The organism is Pseudomonas sp. 2822-15 (assembly GCF_002742515.1).
GTDB lineage: Bacteria > Pseudomonadota > Gammaproteobacteria > Pseudomonadales > Pseudomonadaceae > Aquipseudomonas > Aquipseudomonas salomonii.
On sequence record NZ_LJRY01000436.1, the window covers coordinates 27,056 to 40,716 of the forward strand.

14 protein-coding genes and 1 pseudogene are annotated in these 13,661 nt (G+C 57.0%); all 15 read right to left on the reverse strand.

Annotation, left to right across the window (positions count from 1 at the left end):
- Positions 1–20: 20 nt before the first annotated feature.
- Positions 21–569 (reverse strand): type III secretion effector protein, encoded by a 549-nt coding sequence (locus AOA59_RS31505; protein ID WP_065912320.1) that lies wholly within the window; start codon positions 567–569, stop codon positions 21–23.
- A gap of 1 nt (position 570) precedes the next feature.
- Positions 571–933 (reverse strand): hypothetical protein, encoded by a 363-nt coding sequence (locus AOA59_RS32220; protein WP_139114034.1) that lies wholly within the window; start codon positions 931–933, stop codon positions 571–573.
- A 164-nt stretch (positions 934–1,097) separates the two neighbouring features.
- Positions 1,098–1,319 carry a type III secretion effector protein gene (locus AOA59_RS31515; RefSeq protein WP_099490121.1) on the reverse strand — a complete coding sequence of 74 codons (222 nt, stop codon included), beginning with the start codon at positions 1,317–1,319 and terminating at the stop codon, positions 1,098–1,100.
- 284 nt (positions 1,320–1,603) lie between these two features.
- Positions 1,604–4,009 (reverse strand): TonB-dependent receptor, encoded by a 2,406-nt coding sequence (locus AOA59_RS31520; protein ID WP_099490122.1) that lies wholly within the window; start codon positions 4,007–4,009, stop codon positions 1,604–1,606.
- A gap of 97 nt (positions 4,010–4,106) precedes the next feature.
- Positions 4,107–5,057 (reverse strand): FecR family protein, encoded by a 951-nt coding sequence (locus AOA59_RS31525; protein WP_099490123.1) that lies wholly within the window; start codon positions 5,055–5,057, stop codon positions 4,107–4,109.
- 32 nt (positions 5,058–5,089) lie between these two features.
- Positions 5,090–5,590 (reverse strand): sigma-70 family RNA polymerase sigma factor, encoded by a 501-nt coding sequence (locus AOA59_RS31530; RefSeq protein WP_069786950.1) that lies wholly within the window; start codon positions 5,588–5,590, stop codon positions 5,090–5,092.
- A gap of 90 nt (positions 5,591–5,680) precedes the next feature.
- Positions 5,681–6,325 carry an ABATE domain-containing protein gene (locus AOA59_RS31535; protein WP_099490149.1) on the reverse strand — a complete coding sequence of 215 codons (645 nt, stop codon included), beginning with the start codon at positions 6,323–6,325 and terminating at the stop codon, positions 5,681–5,683.
- Positions 6,326–6,404: 79 nt separating this feature from the next.
- A pseudogene (cysC, locus tag AOA59_RS31540) lies at positions 6,405–7,030 on the reverse strand (adenylyl-sulfate kinase).
- Positions 7,027–8,256, reverse strand: a complete 1,230-nt coding sequence (locus AOA59_RS31545; protein WP_099490150.1) for a nitrate/nitrite transporter — start codon at positions 8,254–8,256, stop codon at positions 7,027–7,029. Before AOA59_RS31545 ends, cysC begins: the two are co-directional and overlap by 4 nt.
- 10 nt (positions 8,257–8,266) lie before the next feature.
- Entirely contained in the window at positions 8,267–9,037 is a 771-nt protein-coding gene (locus AOA59_RS31550; protein WP_099490124.1) for a bifunctional 2-polyprenyl-6-hydroxyphenol methylase/3-demethylubiquinol 3-O-methyltransferase UbiG, read from the reverse strand.
- A 12-nt stretch (positions 9,038–9,049) separates the two neighbouring features.
- Positions 9,050–10,186 carry a hypothetical protein gene (locus AOA59_RS31555; RefSeq protein ID WP_099490125.1) on the reverse strand — a complete coding sequence of 379 codons (1,137 nt, stop codon included), beginning with the start codon at positions 10,184–10,186 and terminating at the stop codon, positions 9,050–9,052.
- The gene (locus AOA59_RS31560) at positions 10,183–10,908 is read right to left on the reverse strand and encodes an SDR family NAD(P)-dependent oxidoreductase (protein WP_099490126.1); all 726 of its coding nucleotides are present in this window, start codon (positions 10,906–10,908) and stop codon (positions 10,183–10,185) included. Before AOA59_RS31560 ends, AOA59_RS31555 begins: the two co-directional genes overlap by 4 nt.
- A gap of 10 nt (positions 10,909–10,918) precedes the next feature.
- Positions 10,919–11,647: a sulfotransferase family protein gene (locus AOA59_RS31565; protein WP_099490127.1), complete on the reverse strand. Its 729-nt coding sequence runs from the start codon at positions 11,645–11,647 to the stop codon at positions 10,919–10,921.
- Entirely contained in the window at positions 11,644–12,720 is a 1,077-nt protein-coding gene (locus AOA59_RS31570; protein WP_371919106.1) for a transaldolase family protein, read from the reverse strand. Before AOA59_RS31570 ends, AOA59_RS31565 begins: the two co-directional genes overlap by 4 nt.
- Before the next feature lie 172 nt (positions 12,721–12,892).
- Positions 12,893–13,609: an HAD family phosphatase gene (locus AOA59_RS31575; protein WP_065912301.1), complete on the reverse strand. Its 717-nt coding sequence runs from the start codon at positions 13,607–13,609 to the stop codon at positions 12,893–12,895.
- Positions 13,610–13,661 lie beyond the last annotated feature (52 nt).

Below are 13,661 nucleotides of genomic sequence, written 5' to 3' on the forward strand. Positions count from 1 at the left end.
TCAACCCACACAGCCAGGGTTTATCTGGCTTTGTGGGCTTCGTATTGTTCCAGCCAGCGTTCCAGGCTTTTGTTGCAAAGCCAGCCCTCGTGCCTGGGGCGCCCCAGCAAACGCATGTTGTTGGCACGTTCCAGCGAACGCAGCAGGCCTGGGCGCTCAATGATGTTCTTGGCGGTGTAGACGCAGTGTTCACTGTACTTTTTCTTCGGTAGCCCAGTCGCGGGCTCCAACAGCGGTCGGCCTTGCGAATCAAGGTCGTCAGGGTCACTCATCACGGTTTTGAGTTGGGTTATTTCCAGGTATTCAAACGTTTCAAAAAATACCGTGCGATCTTTGGGTATATCCCGCAATTGTTTGAAATAGCCCTGCAAAGCCTTTACGACCTCGGCGTTGCCCTGATCATGAAAAGGGTCCTGGCTGAAGGCGCCGGGGGAGCTGTTACCCAGCAACGCCGCAGCCGCTGCGTTCAGGCTGTCACGGGTGATGTACCCCGCACCGTCGATGATCGCGTCGTTCAGCAGCGGGCGGTTGAGAATTTCCCTGACCAGCAGGATCATACGGTCGCGCACCTTACTCTCCACTCAAGGTTTGAGCTGCGATCTGGCGCAACGATGCCTGCGTCAAACGGCCTTCCTTTAAAAAACCGTGCAGCTCGCCAAAGTGTTTCGCCAACTCGCCCGCCAGTTGGCTATCGGTGGAGTTCGGACCCGGTGGTGTGGTGTTGGCGCGAACCGTGGGCGCATTTTGCAGGGCCTGCTGGCGCAACGAAGACAAGCCTCCACGCCACAGCATGGGCCGCTGCGACGGCAAATCTCGTGTTGCAAATGGCTCATCGCCGGGCGAATGAAAAACGCGGGGCGATGAAACCCGACATACCTCTGGCCCGTCCACGCCGATTGGCTGCGCGCGCAGTAATGCACCCTCAATCTTCATGCTTCATCTCTCGCCTTTTGCAGATCCATGCTTGCCTGAAAGTCAGTACCAGGGGCCCTGAATCATCGATTCACCCTCTGGGTAGCAAGCAACGGATATGTGGTTAGCGCCACGCGATAGTTCCGGGTGGCAGGAGAATCCCCATAACAGCATGTAACACTGGATCACCCAGGTGTTTGCCCTCGCCATATGGCGGTGAGGCTATTGAGCAGCGCGGCCCAACGGAAAGTGGGTTGCCTCAAACAGTGAGTGTCAGGACGGTTGGCAGGCTCTGGCGCAAGCAGCCCGCGGGCAAAATCATCTGCAACGGGCGCCTGGAATTTGTGCTGCCCCACGAACGCTTTCATGCGCAGCGTTTCGGCGGCGTACATCGTTGACAGGGCCATGCTGTTGCCCTCCTCGCCTGGCGATGTGGAGCAGGCAACCCCACGCCAGCCATTAACGGTGCACCGGCCCTCGGTCTGGCCGGATTGAAACGAAGATGAAGTCATGTCTGGCCCCTGGCTCGGCGTCTGAAAACAACCAGTACGATCAACGTCGCTGGTTACAACCTGTGTGGCGAATTCGCGCAAACAGTTCCTGACAAGGCTCAGGCAGCTCGGTAAGTACATGGAAAAAAGCCAAAAAAAATCGCTGCCCTTAAGCTGCGATTTTTCTTACACACGGCCGATCAGAAACCAACGCTGGCCTGCACGAAGAACGTACGCGGCTGACCGAGGTACAACCCGGCGTTGTTGTCACTGGAGCGCGTGTAGTGCTGCTGGTCGAAGAGGTTCTTCACGCCCACACCCAGTTTCAGGTTCGACAATTGCGCACCGAAGTCATACCCACTGCGCACGTTGACCGAGACATAACCGGGAATATCGCCGTACTGGCCGTCGGCGGTACCCTGGGTGATGTAGGTGGTGCCGGTACCCGGCGCACGTTGACCGGACTGGGCATAGACGTCCAGGTTATGGGTCCAGTGGTTGATGTCGTAGCGCAGGCCCGCCGTCACCACTTCACGGGAGTAGAGCGGCAGGTCGCGGCCCTTGAACGGCACATCACCCTCGGCGGTAGCCTTGGTGTAGGTGAAGCCCGCGTTGGCAGTCAGGCCGTCCAGACGTGGGTCCAGGTTCGACAGGTCGTAGTGAGCCGAGGTTTCGATACCCTGGTGCTTGGTGGCGCCGAGGTTGGTCCAACCCACGTCGTTGCTCACATATTGCAGCTCATCCGAGAAATCGATGTAGAACAGCGTCACTTCGCCGCCCCAGACGCTGTCGTTATAGCGTGTGCCGATCTCGTAGGTCTTGGCCTTTTCCGGGTTCAGGCCGTCGGCCGTCTGGTTGACGCGACCGCCCTGCCCGATCTGCGCGTACTGCAGGCTGCCGAATGAGGTTTCGTAGTTGGCAAAGACTTTCCAGGCATCGGAAATGTGGTACATCACGCTCAACGCCGGCAACGGCTCGTTACTGTTGATCTTGCGATTCTTTTCCACGGTGCGCACACCGTTCAGGGCGACCACCGGGCGGTCATGCCAATTGGTTTCAATGTGTTCCAAGCGAATGCCCGGCGTGACGGTCCACTTGCCGATATCGATTTTGTTGTCGATATAAAACGCGTTGGCCACGGTACCGCCGGTGCGATCCTGGTAAACATGGCCGTCATTTTGACCGCCCGGCGTCGGCACGTTGTTGACCAGATTGAGGCTGCTGGCCTGTTCATGCATGCCTTCTTTGAGGTAGCGATAACCGGCGCTGACCTCCTGGGTGCTTGGCCCTGCGTCGAACACATGGGACACCCGCGGCTCGATGCCGAAGGTGTAATAGCTGCGCGGGTAGGAACTGATGGTCTTGAGGTCGCGGTTGGCAATGTTGCTGCCACGGAAGCTGTCGATGTAATAAGTCAGCACTTCGGCCTGGGTACGGTCGTCGATCTGGCGGATGTACTTGAAGGACACATCCTTGCGGCGGCCGCTGAAATTGTCCCAATCGCGCACCGATTGATACGGGTTGGCGTCAAACTGCTTCTGGGTCAGGCCACCGGGCATATCGGCATTGGCATTGTAATAGTGGAAGTTCAGCGAGAAATCGTCTTGATCGGTCGGCGCCCAGTGGGTCTTGAGGATCACGTCGTCGATGTCATTGGCGTTATTGCTGTTGCGGTAGCCGTTGCCATTTACCCCGGTATACAGCAAGGCCACACCCATGCCGTTATCGGCGGTACCGCCGACAAAAGCGTTGTCGACGTGCTTCCAGCCGCCGTGGGCGGAGGTTTCCAGGGTGGTGCCGACTTCACCCGAGGCTTGCTCCGGAATCGCGCGGGTCACGAAGTTGATCACGCCCCCCACGTTCTGCGGCCCATAACGCACGGAACCGGCGCCGCGTACCACGTCGATGCTGTCCAGGTTACCGGCAGAAATCGGCGCCATCGACAGTTGCGGCTGTCCATACGGGGCGAACGCCGCCGGTACGCCGTCAATCAATACGGTGGAGCGTGGCGACAGACGTGAGGTCAGGCCACGCACGCCGACGTTGAGGGAAATATCGCTGCCACCGGTGCCGTTGGCCTCTTGCACCTGCACGCCAGGGACGCGGCGCAGCACATCACTGATATTCATCGCCCCCTGCTCCACCATGGCTTCACGGCGGATCACGGTACGTGCGCCCGGATGGTTCTGCACCACTTGGGCATCGGCATCGCCCAGCCAGTCGCCGACCACTTTGATATCCGTGACGCCCAGCTCCAGCGGCGAACCGGTTTCACCCGTGCCGCCGTGCAGTGGGCGAAGGGTCACGGAACCGGCATCGATCCGGTAATCCAGGCCGCTGCCCTGGAGCAATTGGCGCAGGGCCTGCTCGGGCGACAGGTTGCCGTCCACTGCAGGCGCTTGTTTACCCGCGACCATGTCAGGGCTGAAGAACACTTGCAGGGAAGTCTGCTGGCCCAGTTGACTCAGCGCAGCGCCCAGCGGTTGGGAGCGAATATGGATGCCGTCGGCCGCATAGGCCGCAGGCAGCGCGGAACTGACCGCAAGCGCCAGCGCCAGGGGCGCCCAGCGGGAGACTTTAGTGTTGTTCACGACAAGTTTTTTCACGTCGAACCTAGTCCTGTGATCGCAAGAATGTGCGGCTGTTAATGCAAACCAGTTGCAGTTGCAAAAGAAGACGAAGAACTCGAAAAAAACCTGAATGTCAGCGTGAAATAATTTCCTGGCTGCCGTCCGGCAAGGCGCGTACGGCCACTGGCAGGATATGCGGCAGCGCTTTGAGCAGCGCGTCCGTGTCGCTGGATTTGAACACGCTGGTCAGCCGCAGATTGCTCACCGCCGCCGTGTTGACCCGCAACGGCTGCTCGCGATAGCGCGATACTTCCCGCGCCACTTCGCCGAGGGTGGCGTTGTTGAACACCAACTTGCCCGTGCGCCAGGCTGTCAGGTCATCGGCATTCACCGCATACGCCGTAACGACTTGCCCGGCAGAATCGACATGGGTGCCGAGCCCTGCCGTGAGCATCACGACCTGATCCGACGCTCGCCCCCGCACCTTGACCGTGCCGGCCTCGACCACCACGCGGGTCTGGTCGTCATCGCGGCGCACATCAAAACGCGTGCCCGTGACTGTGACCTGCCCCGCACCGGCGGCCACGACAAACGGGCGGCTGGTGTCGTGCTCGACGCTGAACATGGCTTCGCCCTGTTTGATGTCTACGCCGCGTCGGCCCTTTTCATAGTGCACCGCCACCACGCTGCGGCTGTTCAGGTCCATCACTGACCCGTCGGGCAATGCCACTTGGCGATGCTCGCCCAAGCGCGTGCTGAACTCAGCGCTGTAGGGTCTGGGATGATCAAGCCCGCTGAACAGGCCAAGCCCTACGGCGATGGCCACCGCACTGGCAGCCACCGCGTAACGCACCATCGCGCGACGTTTGGGGCGTTCGACCGGGTCCTCACACAGTGCCTGCAAACGCGCCGTGGGCACGAGGTCCGCGGTGCTCCACAGGCCTTGCAGCACCTCAAATTCGTATTGATGCTCAGGCTGCTCGGCACACCACGCATCAAAACGCTGTTGTTCTTCGGGGCTCAACTCGGCGTCTTGCAGGCGTACAAACCATTGCGCGGCTTCGTCGCGAGCACGGCTATCCATCGTGGAAGATCCTGTTTCAAAACGGGCAGAGTTCATGGGGCCATGGCGTCCAGGCGGTCGCGCAGATGCCGCAAGGTGCGGATCATATACTTTTCCACCATGTTTTTAGACAGGCCCAGGCGGATGGCGATTTCCTGCTGGGTGAGGCCCTCGATTTTCTGCCAGATAAATATCTTGCGACAGTTAAGCGGCAACTCGGCCAAGGCCCGCTCGATGGAGTCGGCCAATTGGATCGCGTGCATGACATGCTCCGGGTCGCCGCTGTGGGACGAACGCTGATCAATGGCGTCCAACGCCAGCGCCTCTCGCCGGTCTTCGCGGCGGTATGCGTCCACCGCGATGTTGCGCGCCGTTTGATGCAGATAGGCGCGCGGTTGCTCAACGTCGCTCGAACGCGACTCAAGCACCTTCACGAAGGTGTCGTGCGCCAGGTCTTCGGCCTGCTGACGGTTTCTCAGACGGCGTGTCCAGGTTCCGATCAACTCTTCGTAATGCTCGAAAAAGCCTGTTCTGCGGGGCGGCTGAGGAATCATCGCGTGAGCACTGGAAGGCGGGGCGTGAATAGTAATGTTTCCTATTAAGCGGAGCAATTGCTTCCCATCGCCCACCGTATTGCGTTGCAACTAAAGATGACCGGCCGCCTGTTTGAGTCGGCTCAGCTTCTCTCGGCTGCCACACACACTCATCTGGCACCATTTGCGTTGTTTACTTTTGGAGAGGTCGAGAAATATCCAATCGCAATCAGTACAACTGCAGCTCCTCAATGCGTGAAGCTGGCTTGATACCAGCAGTTGCGTCGCGTCTGTGGCCAGGCGCGCTATCAGCATCGACGTCAACTCTTGCGCAGAGGTGCAGGTGCGCCAGCCCCACGCGGGCACCCCGTCGATGGCGCGCAACACTCGCCACGCCGTGCCCTGCCGGTAGTGCAGATTGATCTGCTGTAATGCCTCATCGGTGACACGTTGGCGTAATGACAGCGTATGGAAAACGCCGTACAGAAGCTCTCGGAAGGCAATAATGGCGTCCAGGTCTGGCTGGAAGGAAATAGCCGAGTCAACCACCAGAGGGGTGTAGTCAGCGTACTCTTGCTCAGAGAGCAAAGAGGCGTGTAATGCCCACTCCATGAAGAACTTGAAACTGGTGAGTCGTTCTTCCCGAACCTTGAGTGCGGAATGCGGCCTGCGACCATTGGTGGTATTGATGAAGTCCAATACCCGGGCCCCGCCGATCAGTCGGATTGATTTTGCAGTGCCCGTGAAATGTGTCATTCCAACTCCCGAAAAAACCTGCATTCCCGCCCTGGCAGAGAATACCTCGTTTCCTGGAGTCGGAGTCACCGCCCCGCGGCTAGAAGACCAAAGGCTGAACGGCGTCCTCCGCACGCGCCATCCAGTCAAGAATAATCTCGACCGATTGTTCAACCGACATCGCGTCAGTCGGCAAATGCACTTCAGGAAACAACGGAGTGTCGTAGTTCGAATCAATCCCCGTAAAGTTCTTGAGCAGGCCCGACCGCGCCTTTTTATACAACCCTTTAGGGTCTCGCTGTTCAGCAATTGCCAGTGGGGCGTCCACGTGAACTTCTACAAAATGCTCGTTGCCAATAATCGAGCGGGCGTAATGCCGACTGGCCGATGACGGATCAGCGCGACAATGACAATAAGTCCCGCCCCCACCATCAAACCCGCCACCTCCGCGACCCGTCGAATGTTTTCATCCCGGTCGCTGTCGGTGAACCCCAAGTCACGACACAGCCCCCTGCGTACCGAGTCGCCATCAAGGATGCAGGTAAACCGGCCTTGGGCCCGCAAGGCAATATCCAGCGCATTGGCAATGGTCGACTTCCCGGAAGCCGAGAGCCCCGTCATCCAAATGACCCTGGGTTTGTGCTTGATTCGCGACTGTTCGACACGCTCGTGATTGAACGCAAACCCATGCAAATTCTGTTGTGGATCTTGCGCAAAATAGTTCATGGCCGTTCTCCCTCCGCCAGCGAAACAGGCTGTTTGCCCAACATGAACACCATCACGCATTGCAAAAACAGAAGCAGCGAAACCACCCAATAGACTGTCGAGAACGAGCCTGTCAGGTCTTTGGACAGCCCGCCCAGGAAGTTACCGCACACGCCACCCAGGCCAATCAGCACATTGGCAATGCCAAATGCCTGCGTCAGTCGGTTGACCGCAACGATTTGTCCGATATAGCTTGGGACCAGCCCAAAGATGGGGTAGAACGCCAGCGCAAACAAAAAAGCCGCCAAATAGAACAACGCGATAGCGTTAAAACTGAACACCAGCAGGGCTGCCAGGCCCGCGCTTAGAAAGCACATGGCCAAGGCCGCCCTGGCACCCACTTTGTCCGCAACCCACCCCACCAAAAAACCTGACGCCATTCCCACAGCGCCGATCGTCGTCCAGATAAACCCTGCGTCCTGTACCGAAACGCCTAATTCATCGCGAAGGTAAGGTGCCAGATAAGTCTGAAACGGCAGCAGTGCCATCCCATTGAGAAAGGCGATGCCCCAGATCAGGTACAGCGAACGGCTCAGCCATGGCGTCTGGCCGTCGAGCGACCGCGAGCGCTCACCTGAAAAACCAGCCGCCTGGTCAGCCCCCCTGTTACGCAACAGAAACCAGGCCACGACACAGAGGCCCAATGACACAAGGCCGGCCGTTAGCCAGATCGAGCGCCAGCCACCCTGCAAGGTGAGAAATGACACCAGTAACCCGTTGATAAACACGCCGTAGCTGGTGCCACTGGAGATCAGCCCCATAACCCGGGAGCGATTACCTGGGCTAAAACCCTTGGTAACGATTTCTGCCAGCGGGATGTAAACCGAAGCGGAGCAGCCTCCCAGCAATATCAACAACCCACCCGACAACCAAATAGTGTCGCTGACGCTCAAGCCCAACAAGGCCAGAGACGTCACCACGGTGGACACCAGGCTGATTTTCCAACCTTCGAAAAAACGGCTGATGTAACTGGTGACCGAAGAAAACAGCAGGAAACCTATTTGTGCGCCCCCAGTGATCAAGCCCACAGTGGTGTAGTCAAAGCCGATATCTCGGCGCATATCAACGACCAGGTTGGCGAACAAATAAACGCCGAACCCGTAGGTGCTGGCCACAAACCCTGTCAGTACGACTGCCAACACCACGCTGTCCAACACGCGAGGATTATTCTGCACGAGTGTGCTCATCATGACGCCCTCACACGGCGCAGGCGGTGTGGATGACAAAATCACAATCCATCCCGTCGAAGACAGGCTGAAAATCACCGTATTCCTTATGGGCAGAGAAGCCGCTGGCCCGAATCTCGTCGGCCAGGTCCGCTGGCAATAACGGATACACTTTCAGGCTGTAGCGTTGTTTATCGTCAAAGTCGTAAATGAACTCGCACACCTGTGCATCGACCCTTCCCAGGCTGACCGACGCGCTGGCACCGCAGTAATAATAATTGCCGCTGGATTTGAACTTGCCCGCGCGAATAGCACGGAAATTACGCTGATCAACAATCAACACACCGCCTGGTTTGAGCAAGGCCCTGAACGTGCCCAGCACGCTCATTCGGGCGCCGGCCTCAAACACATGGCACAGTGAACTGCCCAGGCACACCACGGCATCGAACGTGCCCAGCACGTCCGGGTCGAGCTCAAGCCACTCCTTGTGGTGGGATTCAATTGCCAATTGACGCTCAAGAAAGTTTTGTCGGGCTTTGTCCAGCATCGTGCCGCTACCGTCCGTAGCGACCACCTCGAAACCTGCCTGCTTGAGTTGCACGGCATGAAAACCACTGCCCGTGGATACATCGATTACCGATTTCACTCCGTGACTTTTCAGCAACTGCTCAAAGAACCCCTGTTCGCCGGCCTTTCTTTTTTCCCAATCAATCAACGCGTCCCAGCGCTCGACAAAGTCCGGCGAATACTGCGTTGAGTAATGGGCTACTTCCTCGTGTTCATACCCCAGAATTTGACTCATGGCACACCGCCCCTAGCCGATTGAATTTTTGAAAGACAGGTACTTTCCCGCCAACTCCCGAGCACAGTCCGCAGACTGCCGAACCGACATGATGTCCTTGGAGTACCCCAGCATCGTCTGCATGATTGCCATGCACCTGGGGTTGAAGGTGACCGAGCCGTCACAATGGATTTCGTCGATACCATCATGGCTTTGGCAAATGCTGTTGAGGCGCACCGCGTCGTCGTAGGGGCACTCGTCGGAGAACTGCACCTTGATGCGTCCATCCTGAAGCCAGACCGGATAGCCGCCCGGAAGCCCCAGCGGGCCTGGCGCGTGCACCAGTACCGGTGTCGGTGAGAACAGCCCTTCGATCACAGTGACCGCAGAACACGCGGTTAGAAACTGCCCATCAACCCCGCCCAAGCGACGAAACTCGGATTTCACCGTCGAAAAAATCACCTCATTAGACAGACGAGCGACCTCACGCCGGCCGCGTACCTCATACAACAAGCGATAGCTGGCACGCGGGGGCAGGCCGCCGCGTGGCACGTAGTGGCTGAAATAATGCTGGGCATACAGCATCACCTCCACGTCAGCGGGAGAGCACTTCAGCAACCGCGCGATGGAAAAACGCACGGCCGGAATCAGGTTGGCGACATTGCCCACGCCGATATCAGGGGCCAGCCCGACCCTGGCCAGGATCGGATTGACGGCATCGGGAAAGGCCGCATTGACGGTCAGGGTGGCGATACCGGAGGCCTTCACGGCTTGCATCAAGTCATGCATCAATGTCAGGTGCATGGGTAGCCAGGGACCGAACTGTGCCTGGTCAAGCTGCTCGAACGAGCGTTTGGGCAACCCGGTGATCACTCGCCATGACTGCAACGAGGCGCAGTTCACGATGATGTCCGGCGCGTGCTCCCGGAGCACCTGGGTAACGCTGCCGATATCCGTCAAGTCAGCGATCATCGGCGAGATAGCAACATATTGTTCCAGTTGTGCGCACGCCAGCGTCACCAGGTTGCACAGCCTGATGGTCGCTTCTTCGTTGCGCCCCAGCACGACAAACTCGAACCTGTTCCTGGGCGCCAGAATCTTGAGAATTTGCAGGCACAAGTTACCGGCGCCCACCAACAGCAACTTTTTCTTCGGTATGGACTGGTTCATCGTGGGTAGGCTCCGTTATCAACCGGAATAACCTTGCCGGTCATATGCCGAAAACCATTACCGACCAACAGCAGGATGACCTCGGCCACACCACTGGGCAGGATCGGGTCCTTGAGAATTTCCTGGCGTGCGTACTCCGCCCGCCGATATTCAGGAATGGTGTCGTAGATGGCGGTGTCGTGAATCAGTGCCGGCGATACAGCGTTTACCCGCACAAAAGGCGCGAAGTTCCAGGCATTGGCCTTGGTCAAGCCGATCACGGCAGCCTTGGTCGCGCCGTACAGGGCGTCACAACTGCCCACTTCCCCGGCCACTGAGGTGATATTGACGATGCTGCGCGGCGCTTCGTGCTTCATTTCGCGTTCGGCGAAGTCTTTGGAAAGATAAAGTAATGCTTTGAGGTTAACGTTAAGCATTTCGTCCACTTCGTTATCGGAATAGGCGTAAATACTTTTGCCGTGATACAGCCCTGCATTATTAACTAACCCATAGAGCGTGGAATGACGCTCATACAGGCTTGGAATAAAGCCCTTGATCACAGCATCATTGGCAAGATCGGCAACATGAGCCTCCAATACACTCGAACCGTAAGTCTGTTGCAGCCGGTTAAGGGCGTCCGCGTCCTTATCCACGGCAATGACAAAGTAACCTTCAACAATCGCCTGTTCCAGGGTTGCCCGACCAATTCCATTGGCGGCACCGGTAATAACCAACTTTTTCATGCCCTGCTCCCTATTGACAGAACTCGTTCATGCGCGCGTAAAAAACCCGGTGATAGTCATACATCGCTTTTAACGCGGGTATAGTGTCGAGTTCCTCTTTAGTAGCGTAAGGCTTACTCGATGGAATAATGCATTCACTGTTTTCTGCTGCGACGTGCCAACTTCTCCAGGTTTTCCATTGGGGTGGGCACTCGCGCTTCCACACCATGGCTTGCGGCAGGAATTCAATACCCAAATAGTCACACAGCTTACCAATCATCCGTTCCGGCGCTGCCGCCAGGTCATCAGCATTAATCACATAGGGCACTTTGCCGGTAAGTTTGGTGACCACACAAAAAATTTCGTACAAGGCTTTATGCCCAATGGCTTGCAGCGGCATGTTGGGGTGTACCCGATAATGCGAAAGAATGCTGCTGGCGGGCTCGCGAACAAGAAAGATATTGTCTTGTTGCGCCAGAAAGTCTACGTCAACTTTCAAGTCATCGAGGCAGTGATAACACATGTCTTTATGAAATACGTTGGCCGTTTCCCTAGTCTTTACCAGTCGCTCTTTTATTCCCTGATAAGTGGTGGGGAAACTGTGATCCCATTCATCCGACGGGATTTCAGAATCGGCAGAAAATGCCATATGGGCAAACGGCTCGTGAAAGACTTCGAAGTCTCCGCGCTCGATAAACACGCGTTCCAACACCGTGGACCTGGAGCGGGGGTGCGCCCACAACCCGACCATCTTGTTCATACCAGCACCCCGTATTCGGCCGCCATGATCGTACTGAGGGAGCGGCTGAAAGCGTGCACAGGGGGGCAGAGTCGAGTGCAGAAATCGGCCAGGCGCCGGTGCGCACTGTTGGCCTCATTGCAGGTGTTGATAAAAGCCTCATGGTTGCAAAAGTCATAAGGCTCGATGCCGTCCAGAAAGTAGGCTTCGCAGAAATACGGAATACGCAACAACTTCGCGAGCGTCAAAGCCGGCGGCTTCAAGGGTTCCCCCGCAGGAAACACCGGTTTACCGCGACTTTCGCGCTCAACCAAAAACTCAACCACTTCCGGCGTCAGCGTGTAGCACGTCGCCAACAAGCCGGTCTTCTCCAGGTGCCAGCAGTGCTTGTTGCCACGCTCGTCGACATCGACTTTTATGCTGGAAAGCAGGGTTTTAACCGGCGCGGCTGACGCCGAGACCAGCGCCTGTACCTGCTCATAAACCAACAACTCGGCCCAGCGCAGGTCCTCCGGGCTCAACGCCAAGCCACGCTCGGCCGCTTGTAACGCAAACTCGGGCTGACAGGCAAAGCGCCCGATCATGAATGTGATCACATACTGGCAGTGGCGGGTGTCGACACCCTTGCTGCGTGCAGTCACCCTTGCACGTTCTATGGCCTCGATGCCTGCCTGGAACTGCGCAACCGTGAAGCAGAAGGTGATGTTCACTGAGCTGCCTTGCGCCACTAAATGCTCAACCGTCGCAAGGCCCTCCAGGCTTGCGGGGACCTTCACCATCACATTCGCAGCCAACTGACGCAGCGCCACTCCCCTGGCAGTCATGCGTTCAGCGCAGCGCACATCGACAGGATCGACTTGCGCGCAAATCCAGCCTTCACGCTGGCCGGATTGAACCCAGCGCTGCTTCAGATCCGAAGCGCCCTGCACGATCACTTCGTCGTACAGCTTCCTGCGCAACTCTTGGGGCGCCAACTGGGCGAGATTGAACCGCGACAACCAATAGTCACGTTTTTCAAGAATCACCGCCGTTACCAGACGAGGGTTTGTCGTTACATTACTGAACCCGCCGGGTTGCGCAAACGTGTCGGGCATTAACTGTTCGATGGAACTGAAGGCTGCGGGATATTTCTCAAGCAAGTGTTTCTTATAAGGTACATAGACGGCCGGCGACGAATCCCACCACACCTCCGAACGTTGATCATTACTCTTTAGTCGCTCTGTATAACCTGAAATTTTCACAGCGCCTCCTCCTTGAGTAGTCATATCACGCCAGTAACGTACGTAATTCGCGCATATCGGAAAAAGGTAACGCCCCGGCATCGGCCAACACTGAATGTCGGTCCACTGGCCCAAAACCCAACACACTTATATTGGCTGCAACCGCCGCGTGAATACCGGCAACACTGTCTTCAATAACCCGTGCATCAAGGGGGTCGACGTTATAAGCAGCGCACGCCGTTAAAAACACCAAAGGGTCTGGTTTCCAACGGCCTAGTTCGTAACAACTGAATATGCGCCCCTCAAAATAAGACAACAGTCCCGTGAGGCGTAAACAGTGTTCTATTTTATTAAGGGGCGCACTGGAGGCTACGCAAAAAGGCAGCGTCAGACTTTCCAGCACTTCATGGATTCCATCGGTAGGTTTTAACTGCGCAGTCAAAGCGACGCGTGCATGCTGACGAAAAGTTTGTTCGAATTGACTGTCCAGGCAAATATTCAAGCGCTGTTCTGCTTCACGTAAGCAGTCGGCAATCTTGCGCCCACGAAAGCGCTCAATGAATTCTACTGAGTCAAGCCCCTTAGCCTCTGGCGCGTCACGACGTGCTTGTTCATTCAGCAGGGAAATCAATACAGACAGGGTGATTTCTTCGCTTTGCACTAATACACCGTCGCAATCGAAGATCACTAACTTAGGCACGCCCACGCGGACAGGCGCTGCCTCCTGAACTGGTAGTTCCCCTATAAAGGCCAATGGGTGCATAGGCATCTCTTATAGGTATATCCGCGATGACTTCTGAACTACCAGCGGAGCA